The organism is Anaerocolumna chitinilytica (genome assembly GCF_014218355.1).
Lineage (GTDB): Bacteria > Bacillota > Clostridia > Lachnospirales > Lachnospiraceae > Anaerocolumna > Anaerocolumna chitinilytica.
Genome location: NZ_AP023368.1, coordinates 2,576,087 through 2,601,084, shown reverse-complemented (window position 1 = coordinate 2,601,084; position 24,998 = coordinate 2,576,087). Strand labels below are relative to the sequence as shown.

Sequence of the window (24,998 nt, the reverse complement as noted above, 5' to 3'; positions counted from 1 at the left end):
ATTAGGACATTCAAACCTTTTCCTGTCCTTCTTCTTTGAAAAAGAAAGATATTACATAGACCGGATTCTCAGCCTTCATTAAATGGTATCTGCCGGCTTTGCTGGCTTTGCTTACCTGCAGTTGTACTATTTCTTCCTGCCTCACCGGCAAGGTTCTAAGGAGCTCTGTTACTTCACTGAGTGTTTCCAGGGTTATAACATTGATTACAATGCGGGCTCCCGGATTCTTCCGGTATATGGCTGTCAGTATTTCCTTCATATTTCCACTGCTGCCTCCAATAAATGCATGTGTCGGAAACGGAAGATTTAAGAAGGCCTCCGGTGCTTCCCCCTGTATCACCGATACATTGGTTAAGCCAAATTGGGCACGGTTTACTTTTATAAGCTTTGCAGCTTCCGCTTTCTTCTCAATAGCATAGACCTGGATGTCTTCTGAGATTCTTGCACATTCCACCGCAATAGAACCGGTTCCGCTTCCTACGTCATAAAGTACGGATGTTTTTGCTAAGCCTAATTTGCATATTGAAATTTCCCGGATTTCTTCTTTCGTCATAGGCACTTTATCCCGTATAAACATCTCATCAGCCATTCCGTGGGTTAATACTCTCTCTGCTGCTTTATCATTCACTATCATACAGGCATAGAGTCCTTCTTTTTCTAAAGTCAGGCATTCTGCGGGAGAAATAGTTATAATTTCTTCTTCTGGATAAGATAGCTGATAACCCAAAGAGATTACTACTTCCTCCATACCGGCTGCCATCAGGAGAGAGCCAAGGGTTCTCACATCTGAAACTCCTGATACTAATAAAAAAGTCTTTTTATTTGCTCTGACAGCCCAGGCTACATTGGCAGCTCTTCCATGAATACTTATAATTTCTGCTTCCTGCCAGCTGGTCTGAAGTCTTGCTGCCAGATAAGAGATGGAGGAAATACCCGGATAGATGAATACCTCTGATTTTAAACCATTCTCTGCTTCTGCCTCATCTTTTAAGGCTTCCCTAAGTTTTTCGGACCCGCTGTAAAAGCCGGTATCTCCTGAGAAAAGTACTGCTGCCTGCTTTACTCTGTGTTCTTTCAGCCAAGGAATAATGTCTCTAGCAAGATAAAAGGAATGCTTTTCTTTCATCCAGGGGATGCTATTTACAAGCCGCTCAGCTCCGAAGCAAACATCCGCTATTTTCAGCTTCTCTTCTGCTTCTTTTGTAAGCAGCCTGGGATTACCCATTCCCATCCCAATAAAGGAAATCTCTACTTTTTCTTCCTCAAAAAGATTCACTCCGGTCAGCTTTTCCAGTTCGAGATATACTTCCGTCTGGGTTAACCCTTCATCTGGCTCAGGATTTCCGATTACCATAACCTTAATATTAAGGTTTTCTGCTGCTTTTATTTTTTGCAAAAAGCCCCCGGCGCTGCCGCTTTCCTTTGTTACAAGGCAGCTAATATCATATTGTTTCATGATTGCTTCATTCATTTCAACGGAAAAAGGTCCTTGCATGGCAATTATCTGTCTCCCGGTCAATCCCTTCTCATAACATAGATTAATACTTTCAATTCCCGGCAATACCCTTACAATTAATCTTTCCTTAAGCCATGGCTTACTGCTGTAGATGGCAAGCTCTTTGCTGCCGGTAGTAAGAAGAATCTTTCCGGATGTATCTGTTAAAGCCTCTGCGCAGCTATTACTATTCGGATAAAAGGAAATCTGCATTTCCCTTGAATTATGTATTCTTTCTATGACCTGATTTCTTGTCTGACGCCTTAAGCGAAGGTATGGTATCCTGCAATCTGTCATACTGCTTCTGATATTATCAGAAACAACCGTTGCAAAAGGGTGGGTTGCATCAACTACTGCATTATAATTTTCCTTTTGTATTAATTCCCTCATCTCCCGGACAGTCATTCTGCCCTGACAGATTCTTAGCCCCTCTCTCTTCTCCATTACCATCTCACCGTACTCCGTAGCCACGCAGACGGTACAGTGAATACCTTTTTTACATAGATCTTCTGCCAGCTTTCTGCCTTCCGTCGTACCGGAAAAAATCAATATCTGATTCATAGGTGATACCCTCTTTTGGCAACCAGCTTCCCGTTAATAAGCTCTGTATTGGAATTACCAATAAATACAGTGGTAAACATATCTACCTGTTTCTCTTTTAATTCTTTTAAAGTACAGGTAATACATACAGTTCCTTCTCTGCCGATATTCGCAACATAGCCGCAAATACGTGTTTCTTCTATCTGCTCCAGCAAAATTTCACAGGCCTTCTTCAGATAATCCGCCCTCTTATGGCTGGAAGGATTATAGATTGCAATACAAAAATCCCCCTCTGCGGCAGCTTTAAGCCTCTTTTCTATCTTATCCCAGGGTGTTAATAAATCACTGAGACTTATAACACAATAATCATGATTCAGCGGCGCTCCAAGATAAGCTGCACCGCTGTTGGCAGCAGTAATTCCGGGAACTATGGTAATCTCACACTCTTCATATTCCTTCCCGATTTCATACATCAGAGATGCCATTCCATATACTCCCGCATCTCCGCTGCAAACCATGGATACTTTTTTTCCCTTTAAAGCTTCCTCAAAGCACATCCGACAGCGCTCAGCCTCCTTGCGCATGGGAGTGGACAGAAATTCTTTGTCAGAGAAACGATCTCCTAACAATTCTAAGTATACCGAGTATCCAATAATTACATCACTATCCTCCAAGGCTTTAATTGCCTGAAAGGACATCATCTCTTCTGCTCCCGGCCCCATTCCTACTACATTAATTGTGTGTTTCATCAAATACCACACTCCATTTCTTTTTAGCTATTGCTACGGTAACTCCGTTTTCTGCATGTTTTTTTATAATCAACTCTCCGTCACTCCCTGTAGCTGCCATGGCAGAACGCTCACATACATTGTCAACTCCTACTTGTTCTTTTACAAAGGCTGAAGCATAAAAGTCACCTTCTATGCAATTTAATATCTTCTCAGAAAAGGTTAGAAAGGGAAGGTTATGTTTCTCCGCATATTGAACCAAGGCTCCCTCATCCTTTTTCCGATCAATGGAAGCAATTGCAAAGACCGCTTCCTTTTGTATGCCTGCTTGCTGCAGCTGTTTATGAATTACTTTTTCAATCTCTTCCAGGGATTTTCCTCTTTTACAGCCAATTCCAATTACATAAATCTTTGGGCATAGCTGTAATTGCGCCTTTTCCCCGTCCGCCAAATAAGGTGATACCATAATTGATACTTTCTTATCCTTAGGGTATTCTACCAGCGTTATCTCTTCCGGTACTCGTCCGCTGTACTCTCCTGCTACCGCCATTGTTACCTCTGATTTATCCAGAACAGCGGAAGATACTTCCTTGATACCTTCTTTGTTACAAATGCTTAAGTTATTCTTTTTTGCAAATACATCCACTGCAAACAGTCCGTTGACATCTGTGGCAGTAGTAACAACAGGAATTGCTCCCATATCCTTTGCAATTCTTTCCGCCAATTCATTGGCTCCTCCGTAGTGTCCGGAAAGCATTGGAATTACAAATTTTCCTGCCTCGTCCATTACCAGAACCGCTGAATCAGAAAGTTTATCTTTTAGAAATGGTGCAATAGTGCGCACCGCTATGGCACAGGCACCAATAAACAGTAAGGCATGATGGTCTGTGAACTGTTTTTCTGCCCATTGATGCAGAGTTTCAGATACGAATTTTATTTCTTTGTTGATGATAATTTCTTTGTTTTCTTCTATTTCTTTATTTTCTTCTGTTGCTTGATCTGTCTTCATCCTATCTTTTGTTATTGCTGCTTTATGCTTTGTAAATATCTCTGCATCTATTTTATAACTTAGTAAAATATCTCTGACTTTATAGGAGAGTTCCATTCCTCTTTTTGTGAAACTGATAACGGAAATCTTCATATTCTTTTTTCTCGGAATTCTGTCTCAAAGTCCGGTGCATAAAGTCTTGATAGTTTATAATTTTGATGGGCTATTGCATCTCCAACCAAGATAAGGGCAGTCTTTGTGATGCCATGAGTCTTAGAAGTCAATTCCAGCGTCCTGATTGTACACAGGTAAGCCTTTTCCTCCGGCCAGGTAGCTTTGTAAACAATAGCCGCAGGTGTATCCTCTGAGTATCCGCCCTCTATCAAACTTTGGCTTAGCTCTTTTAACAAACCGGTGCTTAAATAAATGGCCATAGAAGCCTTATGTGTCGCCAGGCTTCTTATACTCTCTGCCTCCGGTACGGCAGTCTTTCCTGCCATTCTTGTAATAATCAAGGTCTGAGATATCCCCGGCAAAGTATATTCAAGGTTCAGGGAAGCCGCCGCTCCAAAACATGCGCTGACGCCAGGACAGCTCTCAAAAGCAATTCCTAGTTCCTCCAACCTGTCCATTTGTTCTCTGACAGCTCCGTATATACTGGGGTCCCCCGTATGAAGGCGTACTGTAGTTTTCCCCTTCTCCTCCGCGGACTTTATAACTTCTATGACTTCATCCAACGTCATTCTGGCACTGTTGTGAATTATACAGGACTTTCTGGCATAGCTTAAAAGTTCAGGATTTACAAGGGAGCCTGCATAGATTATCACCTCCGCTTTTTCTAACAGATTCTTTCCCCTCACTGTAATTAAGTCCGCAGCTCCCGTTCCAGCTCCAACAAAATACACCATAACTATTCTCCATTTCTCTTTATTCTTTCCATCAGGTCTTTTGCTCCGCTGCTGCTTGCCAGTTCTCCGAATTCATTGGCATACATGATGCACTCAACAGCTATCTTTCCCCTTGACCTTACATTAAGATAAAAACAGGCTTTTTCCATAATAAGACTCATCGTATCAGTAAGCTTACCGCAGGTTTTCAGGATTCTGATTCCTTCTTCAGTTGTAACACTATTAAGAATTTTCCTTGCCGTATCCGCGGTAATACCTGCCTGTATCCCAGCTGTTGCCATCAATTCCATACGGCAGTCCCCTTCTTTGGAATGGGTATTCATAATTCCGCCGGAGAGTTTAACTAACTTACCGATATGCCCGGTTAAAAGCATTCCTTCAAATTCGGAGGCTATTGCCATATCAATGGTATCACCAATATAATTACTGCACTTTACACTTTTATCCAGTTCATATTGATAAGTTTCCCTCATAAAGGCCTGTCCATAATTTCCCGGTGCTACTGCGATATATTTACATCCCTCTGCTTTTTTTACATTCAGTTCAACTTGAATAGTGTCCAACAGAGCTTTGGTGCTCATAGGTTCCACAATTCCACTTGTACCTAGAATTGAAATTCCTCCCAGGATACCAAGCCTTGGGTTAAAGGTTTCTGCTGCCAGCTTTTCTCCGTCAGGAACGGATATAATTACACTAATACCACCTTTATAATCCGTCAGAGCACAGATTTCAGACACTTCCTTTGCAATCATTTCCCGCGGAACATGGTTAATGGCTGCGTTCCCTATAGGCTGGTCAAGTCCGGGTTTCGTCACTCTCCCTACCCCGATTCCTCCATCGATACGGATTCTGTCGTTCTCTTCCCTCTCTTCCAGGGAAACAGCTGCAAAAATTAAGGTCCCATGAGTAATATCCGGATCATCTCCACCGTCCTTTCTAACCGCACAACTGACGACCCTTTCTGTTCTTGTGATTTCCAATATTTCAGTCTGATAAGGAATTCCTTTTGGAGTATCGATTCTAATTGTCTTTTTTTCTTTCCCGGTTAAGAGCATATAGGCAGCAGCTTTTGCTGCAGCTGCCGCACAGCTTCCGGTAGTAAACCCATAACGCATATATTTCCTCATTAATGATATTTATTCGCTTTTATTTAGTTCATAAAGCAGTGCATTTACGATAGCTGCTGCCACATTACTCCCGCCTTTTCTTCCTCTGTTGATGATATAGGGAATATCTGTTCCTGCTATTAATTCCTTTGCCTGAACCACGTTGACAAAGCCAACGGGTACACCAATGATAAAAGCAGGTCTGAAAATTTCCTTTTCAAGCATTTCATAAAGTTTAAGGAGGGCTGTAGGAGCATTCCCAATAGCAAATATTACAGGCTTCTCTATTTTTGCCGCAATCTCCATGCTAACGGCAGCTCTGGTGGACCTGCTCTCTTTCGCGATCTCCATTACTTCCTTTTCTGCCATATAACAATGAGCCTCGCCGCCATATTTTGCAAGTATCCCCTTATTGATTCCTGCCAGCGCCATATTAGTGTCTGTAACAATATCCGCTCCTTGTGCTATAAGCTCCTTTGCCTTTCTAACTGCATCCTCTGAAAAGGCAAGGGTATCCGCATAATCAAAATCTGCGCTGGTATGGATAACCCTCTTTATAACCATTTCCTGCTCGGCTTTTAATACGATGTTTTTTCCCTTTAATTCCTCTGAAATAATTTCAAAGCTTCTATTTTCAATCTCATCCGGAAGTACGAATTCAATTTCCTGAATCATTTTTAATCACCCTTTCGTACCTGTACAGGTGTAAATTATCTTTCTTTAATGTTCCAGCTTTTTTATCTCTTTCACTGCATTTATTAATTGCTTATTCTCCTCATGAGTTTTTACTGCAATACGATAATATCCTCTTCCCAAGCCACGGAAATTACTACAGTCACGGATCAGTATTTCTTTCTCAAGCAGTTTTTCATAGAGAGGTATTTCTGTTCTGATGAACAGATAATCTGTCTGAGAAGGATACACTTCAATTCCCATTTTTCTTAGTTCTTCAGATAAGTAATCCCGCTCTTCCTGAACAAACTTAACTGTCTGTTTCATATATGCAATTTCTTGACAGGCAGCCCTTCCTGCAGCCTGTGCAAATACGGATAAGTTCCATTCCGGAAGGTGTTTTTGTATCTTTCCCTTTCGGTTTTCATCACTGCATAAGAGAAATCCCAGTCTTACGCCCGGTATTGCAAATATTTTTGTAAAAGCTTTAACCACTATAACCTCCGGATATTCCCTCAGTTTCCTTTTAAAGCTATACTTTTCTTCTTCCCCTGTAAAATCCAGAAAGCATTCATCGATAACAAGGCATATCCGTTTCTCCTTGCAGTCTTTCGCAATTTGCTCTAACAATCCACCTTCTACCAGATTCCCCAAAGGATTATTGGGATTTGCGAGAAATAAAAGGTCCGTCTCCTCTGTGAGATACTCTCTGATTCCTTCGTCCAGCTTGAAAGCTGCTGTCTCTTTCATCTCATAGAAAACTACTTCCGGCTCTGCCATCATAGCAGCTTTGGCTGGTCTTTTCCCTAATGTTTCCACTGGCTCTTCCAAAGCTGCAGCTATGGCTGTTTCTTTATTGATAATTTTAAATGACTCTGCCATAGCTGCGGCTTTTTCATATCCGTAGAAGGAGGGTACCGGTATAACAATCCTTCTTGGTTGTATCCCATGTACGATGGCGGCAAATAATTCGGAGGCACCATTTCCAGGCAATATGAACCTGCCATCTACTCCGGTTAGCTCGGATATACTGTTTATAAGATCCATTGACTGAATATCCGGGTACTTATCGCAATCTCCTATGGCTCTTAATAAAGCTAATCTTACAGAATCCGGCATTCCATATGGATTTATATTAACTGAAAAATCAAGTTTAATTTTATTTCTGTAGATATCACCACCGTGCTGCATATTCGTTCCTTTCATCTTTCCTTGAATTTTTTCAATTAAACCATAGACTAACAGATATAATTATTATGTAATCCGTATTCTGTTTCGCTTATTTTTGCTACTGGTTCTCACAATAATAAGCCAATAACTATCAAACAGATTAGACAGATTCCTTCACAAAGTCCTGCCGTTATGTATAAGAGACAATTAGCTCTGACTATATCTTCCTCTTCAACATTCCTTGTTGCATCACCTATAAAAGGTTTCTGATGCATTTTTCCAAAATAACTTGCATTACCTGCAAGGCGTATTCCCAATGCCCCGGCACACACGGCTTCTGTATGGGCAGAATTAGGACTCGCATGATTTCGCCTGTCTCGCTTATATATCTTACAAGCAGCTCTGCCGTTATAATCTCTTCCGCCAAGATAACTGGCAATTATCATTAAAACAGCGCTGACTCTGGCAGGTATGAAATTTACTGCATCGTCTAATTTTGCCGCTGCTCTACCAAAGTATAGATATCGGTCGTTTTTATATCCCACCATGGAATCCATCGTATTAACTGCCTTATAAAAGAATCCCAATACAGGCCCCCCCACTGCCAGAAATAGCATTGGTGCGATAACACCATCAGAAGTATTTTCAGCCACCGTTTCAATAGCAGCCTTTGCAACTCCAGTTTCATCAAGGCACTCAGTGTCTCTTCCTACAATCATGGATACTGCTTTTCTTGCTCCGGACAAGTCTTTTTCCTTCAACTTTTTGTATACCTTCATACTTTCTTGTTTTAAGCATTTTGTAGCAAGAATCTGATAAGTCATAATACTTTCAACAATAAGACCCAGGTAAGGTGATACCCAATACGCCAGGTATAAGATTAGGAAAGCGGAAAAGACTGTAATAAACAGCACTAGTACCGTTAATAGAATTCCTTTATAGAATTCCTGTTTATCATTTCTTTCCGATTCCTTTGTTGTTAAGAGCACATGATCTAATTTTGAAATTAGTGTGCCAATAAGTCTGATTGGATGGGGCAGCCAGTATGGATCTCCCATTAAGAGATCCAGTACAAATCCAATAAAAAATCCTCCAATATGATAAACCATTCTCTTCTCCCTAAATTTACTGATACATACTATATTTTATAATTTCCTAAGGATATCTATCTTAATATTTTGCGGTAGCCCATGGTCCATGGATAATATCATGTTGCATTCATAACCCTCAGCATTCTTACATTGATAATTAAAATAATTATCCTTTCCGTAAGTGCTAAGTATTGACATAATGGTTCCACCATGCACTATTGCAGCCACCGTCAGCGGAGTATCCGCTTTCCTATTTATCAGTTTATCTACCATCAGGTACATACCATTTAGGCATCTTACAAGGAATGCCGCTCTGCTCTCCCCCTCCGGAAAAGGCAATGTTCCGTTGCTGTCTATCCACGCCTGATACTCTCTGTCTCCATTGAGTTCCTGATAATTTTTACCTTCAAAGCGGCCAAAATCAATCTCTCTCCACTCCTCAATAAGAATCGGAGTACAGCATTCATATATAAGCCTTGCAGTTTCTATACACCGTCTCATAGGACTAGAAAAGCAAATGTCTGCTGCAGGATATTTTCCTTCACTTTTAGCCTTAAGAATCCTTTCTATCCCCGCTTTGGATAGATTCTCCTCGGTCTTACCGAGATATCTTCCTAAACCATTGGATGGTGTCTCTCCATGCCGTATCAATATTAGTTTTATTTGATTATCTGCCCAATTCCGCATATGATCCGCTCCACCTTAACTGCTTTCTCTGCCAGTCCGCAAAGAATCCTGCCTAATCGTTCACGATATTCTCTTTCAGCAGCTTCCACTGGAACGATACCATTTCCCACCTCATCACAGATAATAATAAGCTCCGGATTTTCTTCAGATAATTCTTTAATGGTATCTTCAGGATTTCTGCCATCTTTTAAGATATTCTTTACTAACAGATGAAAATGATTGATAATTAGTACTTCTCTTTTGATATTTCTTCCTGTTATTTCCACTGCATCTAAAACCATTTCTTCAGAAATTCCTGTTTTTTTAAGTACATAGTTTAGTTTTCCCTGAGAACATCCTCCAATATATAATTCCATTTTTTTATCCTTTCGCTTCTTATTTCTCTTTTTACCTGCCTCTTTCTATTATATCTGTGGCAAGCGAAGAAATATAAGATAAAGAAATGCTAGATTACCTTTGTAATGCAGCAAACCGCAATGATTACCACAGTTATCACCTCACATAAGGTTACAAGATATCCAGACGTATCCCCAGTTATCCCGCCGAACTCCTTATAACAGCGATAACGGTAATAGATAAACGTAAGTAGACCACCTATTATAACTGCAAATCCTGCCTCCAAAGACTGATAGAGCAGAAAAATTGCACATAGGATAAATTGTATATATAGAGTAACCTTAACAGCCTTCTCGTGAGCTTTGCTGGAGAATAGGTATAAAAGACCTTCCTTTTTGGCATTCTGCAAAGTCACCACTCCGATACCGCTGATAGTCCGGGACAAGAAGAACCCTGCTCCCATTATCAGCATGGCTTTCGAACTATTAAGCTCTGAATAAGCACCAATAAATATTAGATAATAAAGTACTATCTGTATAACTGAAAAAGCTCCGATATGGGGGTCCTTTAAGATTTCAAGCTTTCTCTCTTTTGGTTGATAAGAACGGAGTGCATCCATCGTGTCCATAAAACCATCCACATGAAAACCGCCTGAAACCAAAAGAGGAATAGCCGTTCCTGCCATTGTAAATAGGAGGGTTCCAAAGTGAAAATGTAGAAAGAGATAACCCCATAGATATGTTAACACTCCAATGATTCCGCCGATCCAGGGAAAGAAGCAAAGCACATACTTCATGTCTTTATCTTTCCATTCAAACTGCGGAACTGGTATTTTAGAATAGATTGAAAATGAAATAAAAAATGATTTGATAACCGACATAACCTCTCCTTAACCAGTCAGATTTCCTTTCATAATTACAGGGATACCAACTACCACTTCTATTACAGTATCTGCTGCTGACATCAGCATCTCATTTATTTTCCCCAGTGCTTCCAGATAATCCATTGTTGCAGAATCGTATTGAACTCCATCTTCAAATACATTATTGGTCACAATTACGAGATTCTTTGTATGTTTCTTCAGCAGATTTATGTCATTTTGAATTTTATTACATACCTCATTGGGTTTACAAATTCCACGGGGAGAAAACATTTCATTGGCTGTAAGATTCGACATACACTCTAACAGAACTGTTTTTCTGCCAGCCTTCATTTTTTCAATAGCCTGACTGACATTAGATGGCTGTTCAATCGTCAGAAAACCCTTTCCCTCTCTCAAGACCTGGTGCCTCCTAACCTTCGTTCTGCCTTCTTCCCCAAAAACCTGCATTGTTGCAAGATAATATAACCTGTTGTTTGCAGCCAGTGTCACCGCTGCCTTCTCGGCATAAGCTGATTTCCCGCTGCCGCTTCCTCCAATAATAAGAATCATCATAAACTGTAATTGATATCTTGAAAGGTTGAACTTCCTTCATAAACAGATAGTATCGTATCCAGCATGGGAAATAAAAGTACCGCTCCCGTCCCTTCACCAAGTGCTAAGGAAGCATCTATAACAGGAGAAAGACCAAGCTCCGCAAGCAGCAGCTTTGCCGCAGGTTCTTTACTTAAATGTGAGGGCAGCATATATTCTTTTACACCCGGAACCAACCGCTCTGCTGTCAAAGCTGCTGCTGCGCTAATTACACCGTCAATTATAACCGGGATATGATAAAGTGCCCCTCCAATAAAAACTCCGGCAAGCCCTGCCAGATCAAGTCCGCCTACAGAGCCAAGAATTCTTAAGGGTTCATCTTTTCTCAGCTGGTATTTTTCCAATGCTCCTTTGATTATCTCATACTTACGGGCTAAGCCTTCCTTACTAAGACCGGCTCCCATACCGGTAACTTCCTCTGCTCCAAGGCCTAACAGCGCAGCAGCCATAGCACTGCTGGTAGTCGTATTTCCCATACCCAGCTCTCCTGTAGCTAAAATACTAAATCCCCTTTCCTTGCACTCTTTCACCATGTCAACTCCGACTGTGATTGCCTCTAATACTTCTTCCTCTGACATTGCAGGTTCCAGGTAAAAATTCTTAGTTCCAGCTGCGACTTTTCTTTGTATAAGCCCTTTTATCTCCTCTTCTTGATGAGTTCCAATATTTACAGGTATTACATCAGCTCCTGCCCTTAATGCCATTCTGCTCACCGAAGTGGTGCCTCTGGCCAGTTCCTCCGCGATAATTGCTGTCATCTCATATCCGAAGCTGCTTATCTTTTCCTCAACAATTCCATTGTCAGCGCACATAACAATGACCGCTCTTTTTGAAATATCTATCTTGTCTGTCTCCGTTATGGCTCCTATCTGTGCTATCATTGTTTCAAATTGTCCCAGACCGTTAAGAGGCTTTGCAATTCCATCCCAGTTCTCCTTAACTTTCTTGTAGAATTCCTTACTTGGGCTGTCTATTACTAATTTTTTTAATTCTTCCTTTGTCATAATTAACCTCACTCGTTTTAATTTAGTTATTTCTTTCTTCATACTCTTTCTGGATCTGGACTTTATCCCCTTGCTTATCCAAATCCAATAACTCCCAGCAATAATTATTACTTTAAGCAGCTAACCAACTCACCTGTCCTATGTTTAATCATTCATTATATGATAAATTGCATCTATATCCAGATATTCTCTTAAGGTATCTGCTAACTTATCATACTGTGTCTCCTTAAAAGTACCATAATCCATCATAAACCCTTCCTCTATTGACAGGCCTTTTCTGGCTGCAAGTTCTTTCACAACCCTTAGAGCAATTTCTCCCTTGTCAAATATTCCATGGACGTAGGTGCCATAAACATCTTCCACTGATACCCCGTCAGCCTTCTCCTCTCCGTTCAACCGGTTTGAAAGGCTGCATAATGGTGTATGGGTTAGTTCATTTACCGTACTTCTTCCCATATGTATCTCATAACCTTCCAGTTCTAATCCGTTAAGTACCGATAACCTTCCGGTAGTATCTTGGAAGGTTCCATACACCTGAGTACGAACCTTTTCTTTCTCCAGTACCGTTTCCATAGAGAAAAAGCTCATTCCTCCGACTTCTCCTCCCTCTTCCACGCCATATGGGTCCAAAATCCTGCTTCCCATCATCTGAAAGCCACCGCATATACCAAAGATAATACAATCTCCCTGACGTTTCTTTACCGCAGCTTCCAGACCATTCTGTCTCATCCATTTCAAATCTCCCATGGTGTTTTTACTGCCGGGAAGGATTATCATATCGGGATAATGTAAATCCCTTACCGAATCCACATATCTTACAGATACACCTTCAATCTGTTCAAAGACAAAGAAGTCTGTAAAGTTTGATATTCTAGGGAAACGAATAACAGCAATATCTATCTGTGCCTCTTCTCTCCTGTCGAACCGGCTGGTGAGACTGTCTTCTTCCTCTAAAGAAATATTTATATACGGAACAACACCCACGACCGGGACATGTCCCCTATCTTCAAGCATGGTAATTCCCGGATCAAGAATGGTTTTATCACCTCGGAATTTATTAATAATAAGCCCTTTAACCCTTCCCTTTTCTTCTTTCTCTAATAGCATTAAGGTTCCAAGAAGCTGGGCAAAAACACCTCCCCTGTCGATATCCCCAACCAGTAATACCGGAGCATTCAGTAATTGAGCCAGACCCATGTTTACAATATCATTTTCCTTCAGATTAATCTCTGCGGGACTTCCAGCTCCTTCTATTACTATAATATCCGCTTGTTTTTCCAGTTCATGGAAAGCCTTCATGATATCCGGTATCAGTTCTTTCTTATATGCAAAATACTCTCTTGCCTTCATATTTCCGATTACTTCTCCGTTCACAATGACCTGTGAACCAATATCGTTAGTGGGTTTTAAAAGAATGGGATTCATCAGCACCGAAGGTTTTATCCCTGCTGCTTCCGCCTGCATCACCTGAGCTCGTCCCATTTCCAGGCCTTCCTCGGTGATGTAGGAATTCAATGCCATATTTTGAGACTTAAAAGGAGCTACCCTGTAGCCATCCTGCTTAAAGATTCTGCACAAGCCTGCTACCAGCAAGCTTTTCCCTGCGTTGGACATGGTCCCTTGCACCATGATTATTTTAGACATAAAAAAACCTCCATTGCCACTGAGGGCATGGAGGTAACTTTAAGCATAGTTCGAGACATAGTTCGACTTATCTTTCCATTCCAAACCAGTTACTCGTGGCTGTACAAGCTTCATTCAAGGCAGGTCTCCTGGCTGAAAGATCATCATTAACGGCAGCCTTCCCGATTAAAATCAGTGACGTATTTGCCGCAACTCCCTTATCACAGTGACGAGTTCGTACAGGATTTGCACCTGTTTCCCTTTTCATCAGAACCAAGCATAAGCTTTTCTGACACCTTGGATGTATTAAATTTTATTTCATGTAATTATATTATAAATTATTAATTTTTACCAGTACTTTTTCATTTATTTCGTATTCCTTTGGCCTGGTGCCATTTATAAGCTTCCTGATATGTGTATACATGTCTTTTAAGATACAAAACTTATTCCAATCTCTTCACAAATTTGGTATAATTGCAATAATTAGGAATGCAATTATCTTGATTACACCAAACATTGAAAGGATAAGAAATTAAGCATTATGAAAAACGAATTATTTACAATTGGACCTGTTACGGTATACGGATATGGGCTCATGATTGCTATAGGCATCATAGCTGCCTATACTGTTGCCGAATACAGAGGGAAGAAACAGGGGTTACAACATGAGCTTATTTTTAACTTAACTATCTGGTGCCTAATCGGAGGTATTCTTGGCGCGAAGCTTTTATACTATCTCACACAGTTAAAAGCAATAATTGCTGACCCCTCCCTGCTGCTTGATGTATCACAAGGCTTTGTGGTATACGGAGGAATCATTTTCGGAATCTTAGCCGGATTTTTATTCACCAAAAAGCACAAATTAAACTTCCTTACATATTTTGATTTGGTTATGCCCTCTATCGCTTTGGCTCAAGGTTTCGGACGTTTAGGCTGCCTTCTGGCAGGCTGCTGTTATGGTGAGAAAACCAACAGCTTTTTTCATATCATATTTACCGATTCGAAATATGCCCCCAATAACATAAGTTTAATTCCGACTCAGCCCCTTTCAAGTGCCTTTGATTTTCTAAATTTCTTTATATTAATATGGATTGCAAAGCACACAAAAGCTCATGGTCAGGTTGCGGGTTTTTATCTGACTTTCTATAGTGCGGGACGCTTTATCATCGAGTTCTTCAGGGGTGATTTGGAACGCGGAGAAATTGGAATCTTATCAACCTCGCAATTTATATCTATCTTTACTTTTTTAATAGGTATCGGAATCGTTATCCTCTGTGGTTTGCGGCATCGCAAAAATACACCGGAGCTTAAAAATGATGATGATATTGTATATTAACAAATAGCAATTAATACACCGCTGTTGTACCGACAGGAGTATAATATTATCATTTCTGACAAGATAATTATATTAAAATATCTGATGGCTGCCTTCTATAGCATCATCCATCCTTTTGTCGGTACATCTTCTTGCTGCCTCAAAGTCACGCTCCTTTAGACATTTATACAAGCATAACACCCCGTCATAAAGAGCATCCTTTCCATAGCGCAGGCAGTATCGCTTCCAAAGTTGTGTTACAACAGGCTTAAAGGAGATATAAATCAAAGGCATAATACTATTGCCGCCGATCACTGACATCCTATGATGAAAGGAAAAGGTTGCACTTACTGCCTCCTGAATGGATTTTGCTTCTTCTACTTCCTTTAGTATAGCTTCCAGTCCAAGAATATCATCATTAGCAGCATTCTTTATCACAGAATCCGTCGCTAGATGCTCCAGTGCCCGCCGGACTTCCAGGATAGAACGGATTTCGGATGAACTTAGGGTATCCCCGTGGTATTCCATGATTGCATTCAGAGTATTGATATTCCCGTTCTTACCATAATCTGCTACGAATACTCCTTGTCTTGGATGTATCTCTAAAAAGCCCTGCTTCTCAAGTTCTGCAAATCCACTGTTTACCACCGCCCGGCTAACCTGCATCTGCCTGGCAAGCTCTCTTTCAGGCGGCAGCTTACTCTGAGCAGGAAGCTGCCCTGATAAGATCATATTTCGGATTTCGCAGATAAACATCTCTTTCAGGCTTAAGGCATTGAGTTTTTGAAATTCCATATATGCTCACTTTCTGGCCCTGGTCACACCACGAGCCAATACTATTTTATCATACAATCTTACCAAAATCCAACAAACAAATATGTAATAATGACAATTTTTTTTTGCATGATTGCTAGTATTCCATTAATACCTTATAATAATATTGTTAAAAAATATACAGACATCTCTTGGCTGGACCAGAGGTATATTTTTATAAAATGAGCAGCAAGGCAGTTAAGCAGCTTATTATAAGAACGGTAATTCCCATAGCCGTATAAGTAAGTTACATATCAGCTTTATAAGCACAATCTCTTACAAAATGGTTGTGCAAAACACCAATGTTTATGCTAATCAAATTAATTTCATAAAAAGGAAAGGAGCGTGACACATGGAAGAATTTAAAGTTCTTGAGATAAAGACGAGCGTCTTTGCAGACAACAACCTACAGGCAGATAAGCTTCGAGAGGAATTAAAAGAAAAGAAGGTTTTTCTTTTGAATCTTATGTCCAGTCCAGGTGCCGGCAAGACAACTACTCTTACCCGCACAATCAATGCATTAAAAGATAAATTTCATATCGGTGTTATGGAAGCAGATATCGACTCCGATGTAGATGCCCGTACGATACAGGAAACAGGTGCGAAGGCCATACAGCTGCATACCGGAGGCATGTGCCATCTGGATGCAGAAATGACTCGTCAGGGCCTGGAGGGACTTGATACAGAAGGACTTGATCTTGTGATTCTTGAAAATGTAGGAAATCTTGTCTGTCCTGCTGAATTTGATACCGGTGCAGTAAAAAATGCAATGATTCTCTCCGTCCCAGAGGGGGATGATAAGCCGCTAAAATATCCGCTGATGTTTTCCATCTGTGATGTAGTATTAATTAATAAAGTAGATGTTATGCCTTATTTTAACTTTGATATGGAGAAATGTATTGCTAATATCAAGCTTCGTAATCCAAATGCTAAAATCATTCCTATCAGTGCCATAAAAGGCGAAGGCCTAGAAGACTGGACGGCTTGGCTTTACAATCAGGTAACTACCTGGAACGAATAATCAAACGGAAGCTTGAATTGCGCTAAGGCAGCGCAGGAAAGGAATCTATGAGTGAATTAAGACCTAAAATCGTAAAGCTGGCAAAAATGGTAGGCGGTATTGCCGGTGCGATGAACAAAATCGATGAAAATACCCCGGAATACTATTCCCTTAATTGCGTCGTTACCGATGAAATGGCTGATATTGCCATGATTATCGGCCTTCGTAAACCCCGTACCTTTGAATATGTGTTAAACCGTTCCGGAAAGAACAGAAAAGAAACACAGGCTATTCTGGACCAGCTTACCTATACCGGTGTCGCTAAGGTATGGAAGGACAAAGAAGATGGAAAAGAGCGCTATTTTGTAAATATCTTTGCACCTGGTATGTTAGAAATGATGGTTAATAACCGTGAGCAGTTAGCAGCTCATCCTGAAATCGGTAAAGCTTTTGAAGAATATACCAGAATACGTCTTGCGCCTATGGCTGCAAAATTCCCCCAAGGTATGGCAATGATGCGTGTTATTCCTGTAGAAGAAGCAATAAAGGATCTTCCCGGCACACAGCCATGGGAAAGGCTATCCTATTACTTAGACAAATATGATACTTTTACTGTATCCGATTGTTCCTGCCGTCAGTCCCGCCGTGTTTTAGACGAAGGCTGCGGACATCTTGAAAAAGATATCTGTATTCAAATGGGCGAAGGAGCCGAGTATTATATCAAAACCGGCAGAGGCCGCCAGATTACCAGAGAAGAAGCAAAAGAAATAATAAAATTTGCAGAAAATAATGGTCTGATGCATGAAATGCCTCATACCGATGGCCTTGGAGAATCAGCTGCTATCTGTAACTGCTGTAGCTGTTCCTGTTTCTCCCTGCGCCTTGCAACATTATTTAATACTCCTGATGCCATCCGTTCTAACTTTACGGCGAAGGTACAGAAAGAAAACTGCGTAGCCTGCGGACAATGTGTGGAGAACTGCCCTTCTAACGCACTTACCCTTGGACAGAAACTTTGCTCCAAAACACCGGTTACCGTAAAGGTTGAACCCACTGCCCGTGATCATATCTGGAGTGAACGTAAATGGAATGTAGATTATCGTGAAAACCGTAAGGATGTATCAGAGGAAGGTACTTCTCCCTGTAAGACTGCCTGTCCTGCCCATATCTCCGTACAAGGATACATAAAGCTAGCTGCTCAAGGCCGCTATCATGAAGCCCTGGAACTCATTAAGAAAGAAAATCCTTTTCCAGCTGTCTGCGGTCGTATCTGTCCTCATGGCTGTGAAAGTGAATGTACCCGCGGTGATATCGATGAACCGGTATCCATCGATGAAATCAAAAAATTCATTGCTGACAAAGAGTTGGATGGTTCTATACGCTATATTCCTCCTATGCGCTATAACCTTGGCAATAAAATCGCTGTTATCGGTTCCGGTCCTGCCGGTCTTTCCTGTGCTTATTATCTTGCCATCGATGGGTATCAGGTTACCGTATTTGAAAAGGAGGAGAAGCTTGGCGGTATGCTAACCCTTGGTATCCCCGCTTTCCGCCTGGAAAAAGAAGTACTGAATGCAGAGATTAATGTTCTTCGGGAAATGGGTGTGAGCTTTAAGACCGGAGTAGAAGTAGGGAAAGATATCACACTTAATGGGCTTCGTAAAGAAGGCTATGAAGCTTTCTATCTTGCTATCGGCGCACAAGGCGGAAGAAATCTAGGTGTTGAAGGCGAAGATGCAGAAGGTGTTATCACCGGTGTTGATTTCCTACGGGATGTCAACCTGGGAAGAAAAGCCGAGCTCTCCGGTAATGTTGTCGTTATCGGCGGCGGAAATGTTGCCATAGATGTAGCTCGTACCGCCACACGCCAAGGCGCTGCTGCTGTCAATCTTTATTGCTTGGAAAGCCGTCAGGAAATGCCTGCACTACCTGATGAAATTGAAGAAGCGGAGGAAGATAGTGTAGCCTTTAACAATGGCTGGGGTCCGAAGAGAATTCTGACTGAAAACGGAAAGGTAACCGGTGTGGAATTCAAACGCTGCCTTAGTGTGTTTGATGCAGAACACCGTTTTGCTCCAAAATATGATGAAACCGATACAATCACAGTTGCTGCTGATACCGTCCTTCTATCCATTGGACAGTCCATAGAATGGGGTGGTTTACTTACTGACAGCAAGGTGGAACTTGGCAGAGGAAATACTGCCAAAGCAGACGCGCTGACCTTACAGACCTCTGAACCGGATGTCTTTGTAGGTGGTGACTGCTTTACCGGTCCGAAATTCGCAATACATGCCATTGCTGCCGGAAAAGAAGGTGCCATCTCCATCCATCGTTATGTTCAACCGGGTCAGTCTCTTGTTTACGGTCGTGACCGAAGAGAATATCATGCCTTTGATAAGAATAATGTAGCTGTAGGCGTACAGGATTTTGATACGACTCCCCGTCAGAAACCAGGCCATTCTCCGGAGAAAAAAGGAAGCTTTAGAGATGACCGAATGACCTTTACAGAAGAACAGTTAAAGAAAGAAACCGAACGTTGTCTTGGCTGCGGTGCTGTTGAAATCAACAGCTATATGTGCATTGGTTGTGGTATGTGTACTACAAAGTGTAAATTTGACGCGATCCATCTGGAACGTACTTATAACACCGTCCCCGATACCTATGAGAAGCTTCCCGTAAAAATGGCAGCAAATGCTATTGTACGTACCGGAAAAATTGCGGCTTCTACTATAAAAGGTGTTGGCAAAAGATAATAAAGTAATAGAGATACATATTTAATGCAATTGAGTAACATAAAACATAAGAAATACAAAACAAAAGCTTATTTCCAAATGAGCCAAAGGAGAAATAGCCATGCATGAGCTTGGTGTCTTGAATTCCATGGTACACACCATCGAACGGATTGTAAAAGAACAGAATGTAACGATAGTCCACAAGCTCGTTATCGAGGTAGGCGAACTCTCCGGTATCGTACCCAGATACTTAGAGCAGAGCTGGCCTGCCGCCTCCTACAAGACATTCATGGAAAATACAGAACTGGAATTAATCGTTATTCCGGGTATTGTAAAATGCAAAGACTGCGGCAGGGTATTTAATGCTGTATACAGTGATTTAAGCTGTCCTGACTGTAAGTCGAATGCCATGGAGATACTAGAAGGCGATGATATGATTATCAAAGAAATCGTATGCGATTAGAATGTACTACATAAGAAGGAAGGCTGAGGTGGATATAAGAACCCATCTCAGCCTTTTATATTACTCTTCTTCTTTTATTAAGGAATTTTCACTTCTATTTTTTCGTTAATCGGAATAGTTACTTCTTTCTTCTTTGCATCATATTTATGTGCAATTGGAGAAAGGTATATTACCTTTTCTTTTTCACTTATCAGATCCAGATAATATTTGCCGCTGCCTTCACCTATTGATGCAGTATAGCATTTAATTTTCTTACCGTTCTCATCCTCAGCCTCAAAGGTATACCATACATCTGAAAGCGAGTTATAATCATAATTACATTCAAGGAGCATATACAATCCATTAGAAATAATCCGATTAATCTTTATCTGCTTGTTTAAGTAAGAAAACTCATGATTAATTTCATAAATCTTTTCATGGTATAACTTATCCGGTGCATAGTTGAATTCAAAATCCTGAGAAAGGCTTTGGCTGTCCTTCTCCAGCTTATAATAAATTGTTATAACTATTTTAACTTTATTTTCTTCAAAACTTGGAATTGAATCAAAATTATCATCCCTCAAAACAGCTAAGTTCTTCCCCTGATACTCCGTTTTATAATCAATACTTTTATTCTTGACAGAAATAACAAGTGAATAGATTGACTGCTTTGAGATTACATTATTATTCTTTATAAGTTCATATTTTAACACTGCCTCATGATCTTCCAGAAAAACATCATAGACTTTTAATGTCAGTTCATTATTTGATATTGTTTCGATAGTGTTATCTGTATTACCTCTAAGCTGTTCATAGTTTTGATAGACCATATCCGGAAAAGAAGATTTTGCATTGCCGAATGCTCTTCTACTAAAGGATAAGGATAGAAATACTCCTACTAATATTAAACTGCATATCAGGACGACTAAGCCCGTAATTTTTTTGTTTTTTGAATATCTATCCTTTACCATAGCATCCACTCTTTCCTTTTAATGTTAATTGTATTTTATCATATATACATTATTTAACATATAAAAAGTTGATTTATGCTTAAAAAAAATTATTATTTTTCATACAAGAACTTCTCCGGCAAGGTAACTTTAAAGTCTCTGGCCAGATTTCGAAAGTCATCAACTTGAATAGTCTGCAGTTTACTTGGCTGCATGGACAGCATCTTTACAAGTATTTCTGCTGATTTTTCAACGGTATGCATGAGACCAAATGTCAGATCAAAATCTTCACCCGCTGCGAACATTCCATGATGAGCCCAAATGGCGACATCATATTCCTTCATCAACTTGCTGGTTGCCACTGCAATATCCCTTCCACCGGGCACCATCCAGGGCACCACTCCTATTCCTGACGGGAATACCACCGGACACTCAGTCGCCATTTCCCAGAGTTCTCTTGTAAATACTTCATCCCTTAAGGGAAGTACAAAGGTAAGGGCAATGACATTGGTGGTATGGGCATGATAAATCACGCGGTATCTGCCCTCTGTTGCAAGCATCTTAACTTCATGATTCATCAGATGGGAGGGCAGTTCCGAGGTAGGTTTGCCCCCGTTAACCAGTCCCCATACAACACGGTAATTCTCCCCCTTCTCATCCAGTTCTATCATGCAAAGGGAATCTTCCGGCTTAATGATAACATTACGGAAGAACTTACCGCTACCCGTTACCAGGAAATATTCTCCTGCCAGTCCTGGCACGCTTGTACCGATTGGCTGCCATTCTTTCACCTCAAAAGCTTCGCGTACAGCTTCCACTTCTTCTGCTTTTATACGATAAGAAAGATTTCCTCCGTTTCTCTCATGCCACCCTTGTTCCCAGCCATCATTAGCCATACGTATAAAGCCCTTTACAAATTCTGCTTCTAGAAATCTCATTTATTCAGCCTTCCTCTTATTCGTTATTTTGTTGTACAATCAATCAGAATTGTTCCGATTGTTCTGCTGCTTTGTACCTGCAGAAAATTCCTGCTTATTTATCATCGTAGGAACTCTTCATTCTCTAACTATTTTACTTATTAACTTAACGCTTTACCAGTACTTCTTTCTCATAGCTAACTATTTCTTCAAACCATTTCTTATCCTCTTGGACACCGCACTGCCTGCAATATTCCGCCCAGATATCTCCGAAGGGATATGTCTTTATCTCCTCCTGCAGTACCATAAGTTCTGTCAGACGATTTTCATCCTGAAGCTTTTTGAATAAAGCATTCGGCGTGCAAAGGGCATTCAGCAATGCTTTCTGCCAGCTGCGAAAGCCGATAACCCATGCGGATACACGGTTTATGCTTGCATCAAAGTAATCCAGCGCCATATAAACACGTCCCAGTGCTTCACAGCGTACTATTTCTTTTGCCATCTCTCTTGTCTCATCATCAAACAATAATACATGGTCACTGTCCCAGCGTACCGGTCTTGTTATATGTAATGCAATTTCCGGATAATAGCACAATAATGCCGGTATCTTATCGGACACTACTTCAGTGGGATGGTAATGCCCGTTATCCATTAACGGAAGACAGCCCTCATGGGTGGCGGCAAAGCTTAAGGTGAATTCAGCAGAACCTACGGTGTAGGACTCCACTCCGATTCCAAATACTTTCGATTCCACACAGGGTTTTACCTGGTTCTTGTCATAGGGCTCTGAGAGTATCTGTTCAATGGAATCTTTATATCTCATTCTTGGCCCCATTCGGTCTGCCGGGATATCCTTGTATCCGTCTCCTGTCCATATATTCATAACACAGGGTACCCCGGTTTCTTTTGCAAAATAATTAGATATGCGGATGCAGGCCTTGCCATGTTCAATCCAAAACTTTCTTGTCCCTTCATCCGGGCTTGAGAGTGTAAGTCCGTCTTTTACTTTATCATGAGAGAAGAAGGTAGGATTAAAGTCGATTCCCATATTTCTTGCTTTGGCAAATTCCACCCATTTGGCAAAGTGCTTCGGCTCCAGTTTATCACGGTCTGCATATTCACCATCCTCAAAGATTGCATAGCAGGCATGTAAGTTCAACTTCTTCTTTCCAGGCATCAGGCTGATTGCTTTGTCCATATCCTCCATCAATTCGTCCGGGGTTCTTGCCTTTCCCGGATAATTCCCTGTAGTCTGGATTCCTCCCGTCAAGGGGCCGTCATGGTCAAAACCTGTAACATCATCCCCTTGCCAGCAGTGAAGGGATACAGGAATATCCTTTAATCTGGCAATGGCGGCATCCGTATCAATGCCAAGTTCACCATATATTGCTTTTGCTGATTCGTATCTTTCTTTATTTACCATTCTATAACTTCCTTTCCATACTCTATATTCTAAATTCTTATATTTAATTTTTTGTAATAATTACTATTTTACAAAGCTATCCTAATGAATTCCTTACTTCTTTTTCTGTATTTTTTCTGAATCAGGGATGATAGGTAGCAATTGGAAATGACTGAAAGATACATTCCCTGGCCTCCTCAAGGCTGTTAAGCTCTCCTGCCGCTATCATCTGTGCTGCTATGTTTCCAGCTGCAGTTGCTTCGATTGGACCAGCATACACTATTCTTCCGGTAATCCTTGCTGTCAATTGGTTTAAATATTCTGCATTGGCACCACCGCCTACAATATGAATACAGTCGTAACTCTTACCTGTGATTTCTTCTATTTCCTGTATCGTTTTTCCGTAACATACCGCCAGACTGTTATAGATAACTGCAGCCACCTCAGCAATACCAGCCGGTACCTGCTGTCCTGACTCTCTGCAAGCACGCTGTACTTCCTCTGTCATATTTTTCGGTGCAAGGAACCGGTTGTCATTACAGTCAACCAGAGATTTTATACTGCACCTGGAGGCGGCTTCACAAATTTCACCATACCCCAAAGTCCTGCCAATTTCCTTTTTCACTGACTGTATCATCCACAGGCCCATGATGTTTTTTAAATACCGGAAGCGGTAATCATAACCTCCTTCATTGGTGAAATTATGTATTCTGCTTTCCTCGGAACAGTTTGCCTCCTTCTGCTCCGTTCCCATCAATGACCAGGTTCCGGAGCTTATATATACCGTATCTTCCTGTTTTAATGGTACTGCCATTACTGCCGAGGCTGTGTCATGAGTTGCAGGTAGAACCACCTTGCAGTTATATCCAATTTCCTTTTGTATTACTTCTTTCAGAGAACCCAACTCAGTTCCAGGATTCTTTATCGTCGCAAAAATCTGTAGTGGCAGCCCGAGCTTTTCTATCAGTTCTTTATTCCATTCTTTCGTTTTTGGGCTTACCAGCTGTGTTGTTGTTGCATTGGTATATTCCGATACTGCCTCGCCGGTAAGCAGATAATGAAAATAATCCGGTATCATTAACAGTTTATTTGCCCTTTTCAGCTGATCCGGCTTTTTCGTCTTTAGTGCCATCAGCTGATAGACCGTATTGAACAATTGCTTTTGGATACCACTTTCCCGGTATAGTTCCTCTTCTCCCAAAAAGCAATTTACTTCCCTGTCCATTCCATTTGTTCTGCCATCCCGGTATGCAACCGCATTTCCGATACGCTTATCCTTTTCATCCAACAGGACAAAATCCACCGCCCAGGTATCAATTCCAACACTCTCAGGAATTTTCCCAAGCTCCAGACACTTTTTCATTCCTGTCTTTATCTCTTCAAATAACCTGTCAACTTCCCAGATTAATTCCCCATCCATTTCGATCATGCCATTTGGGAAACGGTAAATCTCTTCTAACACCATCCTGCCGTCTTCCCTATGCGCAAGTATGTGTCTCCCACCGGATGCTCCTATATCGATGGCCAGATAATACTTATTCATTCGCCCGATCGCTCCTTTCTGTACTTACCGTGTTTTATATGTTAATCATATACATTTCGCAT

23 protein-coding genes and 1 riboswitch are annotated in these 24,998 nt (G+C 41.0%); of the genes, 4 read left to right on the top strand and 19 right to left on the bottom strand.

The genetic code is table 11. From position 1 onward, the window contains the following. Window positions 1-10 precede the first annotated feature (10 nt). The 14 genes from cobK to bsdcttw_RS11250 form a co-directional block, all read right to left on the bottom strand. Window positions 11-2,056 (bottom strand): precorrin-6A reductase, encoded by a 2,046-nt coding sequence (gene cobK / locus bsdcttw_RS11315; RefSeq protein WP_185259466.1) that lies wholly within the window; start codon window positions 2,054-2,056, stop codon window positions 11-13. After that, complete coding sequence (gene cobJ, locus bsdcttw_RS11310) at window positions 2,053-2,784, bottom strand: precorrin-3B C(17)-methyltransferase (RefSeq protein WP_185259465.1); 732 nt, start codon at window positions 2,782-2,784, stop codon at window positions 2,053-2,055. The genes cobK and cobJ overlap by 4 nt, the downstream gene beginning before the upstream one ends. Further along, window positions 2,768-3,904, bottom strand: a complete 1,137-nt coding sequence (locus bsdcttw_RS11305; protein WP_185259464.1) for a cobalt-precorrin 5A hydrolase — start codon at window positions 3,902-3,904, stop codon at window positions 2,768-2,770. Before bsdcttw_RS11305 ends, cobJ begins: the two co-directional genes overlap by 17 nt. Beyond that, window positions 3,901-4,659: a precorrin-4 C(11)-methyltransferase gene (cobM, locus tag bsdcttw_RS11300; RefSeq protein WP_185259463.1), complete on the bottom strand. Its 759-nt coding sequence runs from the start codon at window positions 4,657-4,659 to the stop codon at window positions 3,901-3,903. The genes bsdcttw_RS11305 and cobM overlap by 4 nt, the downstream gene beginning before the upstream one ends. A 2-nt stretch (window positions 4,660-4,661) precedes the next feature. After that, entirely contained in the window at window positions 4,662-5,774 is a 1,113-nt protein-coding gene (cbiD, locus tag bsdcttw_RS11295) for a cobalt-precorrin-5B (C(1))-methyltransferase CbiD (RefSeq protein WP_185259462.1), read from the bottom strand. Window positions 5,775-5,795: 21 nt separating this feature from the next. After that, window positions 5,796-6,440, bottom strand: coding sequence for a precorrin-8X methylmutase (locus bsdcttw_RS11290; protein WP_185259461.1), 645 nt, complete (start codon window positions 6,438-6,440; stop codon window positions 5,796-5,798). 45 nt (window positions 6,441-6,485) lie between these two features. Beyond that, complete coding sequence (locus bsdcttw_RS11285) at window positions 6,486-7,643, bottom strand: pyridoxal phosphate-dependent aminotransferase (protein ID WP_185259460.1); 1,158 nt, start codon at window positions 7,641-7,643, stop codon at window positions 6,486-6,488. A 92-nt stretch (window positions 7,644-7,735) separates the two neighbouring features. After that, complete coding sequence (gene cbiB / locus bsdcttw_RS11280) at window positions 7,736-8,716, bottom strand: adenosylcobinamide-phosphate synthase CbiB (RefSeq protein ID WP_185259459.1); 981 nt, start codon at window positions 8,714-8,716, stop codon at window positions 7,736-7,738. A 36-nt stretch (window positions 8,717-8,752) separates the two neighbouring features. Next, a complete protein-coding gene (locus tag bsdcttw_RS11275) occupies window positions 8,753-9,385 on the bottom strand; it encodes a histidine phosphatase family protein (protein WP_185259458.1) in 633 nt (210 codons plus the stop codon). Continuing rightward, the gene (locus tag bsdcttw_RS11270) at window positions 9,358-9,741 is read right to left on the bottom strand and encodes a bifunctional adenosylcobinamide kinase/adenosylcobinamide-phosphate guanylyltransferase (RefSeq protein WP_185259457.1); all 384 of its coding nucleotides are present in this window, start codon (window positions 9,739-9,741) and stop codon (window positions 9,358-9,360) included. Before bsdcttw_RS11270 ends, bsdcttw_RS11275 begins: the two co-directional genes overlap by 28 nt. A gap of 89 nt (window positions 9,742-9,830) precedes the next feature. Beyond that, on the bottom strand, window positions 9,831-10,601 hold the full coding sequence (locus bsdcttw_RS11265) for an adenosylcobinamide-GDP ribazoletransferase (RefSeq protein WP_185259456.1): 771 nt from the start codon (window positions 10,599-10,601) through the stop codon (window positions 9,831-9,833). A 9-nt stretch (window positions 10,602-10,610) separates the two neighbouring features. After that, window positions 10,611-11,156, bottom strand: coding sequence for a bifunctional adenosylcobinamide kinase/adenosylcobinamide-phosphate guanylyltransferase (locus bsdcttw_RS11260; RefSeq protein ID WP_185259455.1), 546 nt, complete (start codon window positions 11,154-11,156; stop codon window positions 10,611-10,613). Further along, a complete protein-coding gene (gene cobT / locus bsdcttw_RS11255; protein ID WP_185259454.1) occupies window positions 11,153-12,199 on the bottom strand; it encodes a nicotinate-nucleotide--dimethylbenzimidazole phosphoribosyltransferase in 1,047 nt (348 codons plus the stop codon). Before cobT ends, bsdcttw_RS11260 begins: the two co-directional genes overlap by 4 nt. Before the next feature lie 144 nt (window positions 12,200-12,343). Further along, window positions 12,344-13,843, bottom strand: a complete 1,500-nt coding sequence (locus bsdcttw_RS11250; protein ID WP_185259453.1) for a cobyric acid synthase — start codon at window positions 13,841-13,843, stop codon at window positions 12,344-12,346. 101 nt (window positions 13,844-13,944) lie between these two features. Then, a riboswitch (cobalamin riboswitch) is annotated at window positions 13,945-14,137 on the bottom strand. Between the two features lie 226 nt (window positions 14,138-14,363). Here bsdcttw_RS11250 and bsdcttw_RS11245 point away from each other — a divergent pair. Beyond that, window positions 14,364-15,158, top strand: a complete 795-nt coding sequence (locus tag bsdcttw_RS11245; protein ID WP_185259452.1) for a prolipoprotein diacylglyceryl transferase — start codon at window positions 14,364-14,366, stop codon at window positions 15,156-15,158. A 72-nt stretch (window positions 15,159-15,230) separates the two neighbouring features. On the opposite strand, the gene bsdcttw_RS11240 is transcribed toward bsdcttw_RS11245, so the two are convergent. Next, window positions 15,231-15,932, bottom strand: a complete 702-nt coding sequence (locus bsdcttw_RS11240) for a FadR/GntR family transcriptional regulator (RefSeq protein WP_185259451.1) — start codon at window positions 15,930-15,932, stop codon at window positions 15,231-15,233. 370 nt (window positions 15,933-16,302) lie between these two features. Between bsdcttw_RS11240 and hypB the strand changes: the two genes are divergently transcribed. From hypB to bsdcttw_RS11225, 3 genes are all read left to right on the top strand, one after another. Continuing rightward, window positions 16,303-16,971 carry a hydrogenase nickel incorporation protein HypB gene (gene hypB / locus bsdcttw_RS11235; RefSeq protein WP_185259450.1) on the top strand — a complete coding sequence of 223 codons (669 nt, stop codon included), beginning with the start codon at window positions 16,303-16,305 and terminating at the stop codon, window positions 16,969-16,971. Between the two features lie 47 nt (window positions 16,972-17,018). After that, window positions 17,019-19,703, top strand: coding sequence for an FAD-dependent oxidoreductase (locus tag bsdcttw_RS11230; protein WP_185259449.1), 2,685 nt, complete (start codon window positions 17,019-17,021; stop codon window positions 19,701-19,703). A 100-nt stretch (window positions 19,704-19,803) separates the two neighbouring features. Next, window positions 19,804-20,145: a hydrogenase maturation nickel metallochaperone HypA/HybF gene (locus tag bsdcttw_RS11225; RefSeq protein WP_185259448.1), complete on the top strand. Its 342-nt coding sequence runs from the start codon at window positions 19,804-19,806 to the stop codon at window positions 20,143-20,145. A 77-nt stretch (window positions 20,146-20,222) separates the two neighbouring features. On the opposite strand, the gene bsdcttw_RS11220 is transcribed toward bsdcttw_RS11225, so the two are convergent. The 4 genes from bsdcttw_RS11220 to rhaB form a co-directional block, all read right to left on the bottom strand. Continuing rightward, window positions 20,223-21,095: a hypothetical protein gene (locus bsdcttw_RS11220; protein ID WP_185259447.1), complete on the bottom strand. Its 873-nt coding sequence runs from the start codon at window positions 21,093-21,095 to the stop codon at window positions 20,223-20,225. Between the two features lie 92 nt (window positions 21,096-21,187). Next, complete coding sequence (gene rhaD / locus bsdcttw_RS11215; protein WP_185259446.1) at window positions 21,188-22,012, bottom strand: rhamnulose-1-phosphate aldolase; 825 nt, start codon at window positions 22,010-22,012, stop codon at window positions 21,188-21,190. Window positions 22,013-22,157: 145 nt separating this feature from the next. Then, complete coding sequence (locus bsdcttw_RS11210; RefSeq protein WP_185259445.1) at window positions 22,158-23,414, bottom strand: L-rhamnose isomerase; 1,257 nt, start codon at window positions 23,412-23,414, stop codon at window positions 22,158-22,160. Between the two features lie 121 nt (window positions 23,415-23,535). Continuing rightward, complete coding sequence (rhaB, locus tag bsdcttw_RS11205) at window positions 23,536-24,936, bottom strand: rhamnulokinase (protein WP_185259444.1); 1,401 nt, start codon at window positions 24,934-24,936, stop codon at window positions 23,536-23,538. Window positions 24,937-24,998: the final 62 nt, after the last annotated feature.

What these genes read in the sequence shown, in the direction of transcription:
- cobK (WP_185259466.1), bottom strand. Translation starts at nt 2,056, where the DNA reads ATGAATCAGATATTGATTTTTTCCGGTACGACGGAAGGCAGAAAGCTG.
- cobJ (WP_185259465.1), bottom strand. Translation starts at nt 2,784, where the DNA reads ATGAAACACACAATTAATGTAGTAGGAATGGGGCCGGGAGCAGAAGAG.
- bsdcttw_RS11305 (WP_185259464.1), bottom strand. Translation starts at nt 3,904, where the DNA reads ATGAAGATTTCCGTTATCAGTTTCACAAAAAGAGGAATGGAACTCTCC.
- cobM (WP_185259463.1), bottom strand. Translation starts at nt 4,659, where the DNA reads ATGGTGTATTTTGTTGGAGCTGGAACGGGAGCTGCGGACTTAATTACA.
- cbiD (WP_185259462.1), bottom strand. Translation starts at nt 5,774, where the DNA reads ATGCGTTATGGGTTTACTACCGGAAGCTGTGCGGCAGCTGCAGCAAAA.
- bsdcttw_RS11290 (WP_185259461.1), bottom strand. Translation starts at nt 6,440, where the DNA reads ATGATTCAGGAAATTGAATTCGTACTTCCGGATGAGATTGAAAATAGA.
- bsdcttw_RS11285 (WP_185259460.1), bottom strand. Translation starts at nt 7,643, where the DNA reads ATGAAAGGAACGAATATGCAGCACGGTGGTGATATCTACAGAAATAAA.
- cbiB (WP_185259459.1), bottom strand. Translation starts at nt 8,716, where the DNA reads ATGGTTTATCATATTGGAGGATTTTTTATTGGATTTGTACTGGATCTC.
- bsdcttw_RS11275 (WP_185259458.1), bottom strand. Translation starts at nt 9,385, where the DNA reads ATGCGGAATTGGGCAGATAATCAAATAAAACTAATATTGATACGGCAT.
- bsdcttw_RS11270 (WP_185259457.1), bottom strand. Translation starts at nt 9,741, where the DNA reads ATGGAATTATATATTGGAGGATGTTCTCAGGGAAAACTAAACTATGTA.
- bsdcttw_RS11265 (WP_185259456.1), bottom strand. Translation starts at nt 10,601, where the DNA reads ATGTCGGTTATCAAATCATTTTTTATTTCATTTTCAATCTATTCTAAA.
- bsdcttw_RS11260 (WP_185259455.1), bottom strand. Translation starts at nt 11,156, where the DNA reads ATGATGATTCTTATTATTGGAGGAAGCGGCAGCGGGAAATCAGCTTAT.
- cobT (WP_185259454.1), bottom strand. Translation starts at nt 12,199, where the DNA reads ATGACAAAGGAAGAATTAAAAAAATTAGTAATAGACAGCCCAAGTAAG.
- bsdcttw_RS11250 (WP_185259453.1), bottom strand. Translation starts at nt 13,843, where the DNA reads ATGTCTAAAATAATCATGGTGCAAGGGACCATGTCCAACGCAGGGAAA.
- bsdcttw_RS11245 (WP_185259452.1), top strand. Translation starts at nt 14,364, where the DNA reads ATGAAAAACGAATTATTTACAATTGGACCTGTTACGGTATACGGATAT.
- bsdcttw_RS11240 (WP_185259451.1), bottom strand. Translation starts at nt 15,932, where the DNA reads ATGGAATTTCAAAAACTCAATGCCTTAAGCCTGAAAGAGATGTTTATC.
- hypB (WP_185259450.1), top strand. Translation starts at nt 16,303, where the DNA reads ATGGAAGAATTTAAAGTTCTTGAGATAAAGACGAGCGTCTTTGCAGAC.
- bsdcttw_RS11230 (WP_185259449.1), top strand. Translation starts at nt 17,019, where the DNA reads ATGAGTGAATTAAGACCTAAAATCGTAAAGCTGGCAAAAATGGTAGGC.
- bsdcttw_RS11225 (WP_185259448.1), top strand. Translation starts at nt 19,804, where the DNA reads ATGCATGAGCTTGGTGTCTTGAATTCCATGGTACACACCATCGAACGG.
- bsdcttw_RS11220 (WP_185259447.1), bottom strand. Translation starts at nt 21,095, where the DNA reads ATGGTAAAGGATAGATATTCAAAAAACAAAAAAATTACGGGCTTAGTC.
- rhaD (WP_185259446.1), bottom strand. Translation starts at nt 22,012, where the DNA reads ATGAGATTTCTAGAAGCAGAATTTGTAAAGGGCTTTATACGTATGGCT.
- bsdcttw_RS11210 (WP_185259445.1), bottom strand. Translation starts at nt 23,414, where the DNA reads ATGGTAAATAAAGAAAGATACGAATCAGCAAAAGCAATATATGGTGAA.
- rhaB (WP_185259444.1), bottom strand. Translation starts at nt 24,936, where the DNA reads ATGAATAAGTATTATCTGGCCATCGATATAGGAGCATCCGGTGGGAGA.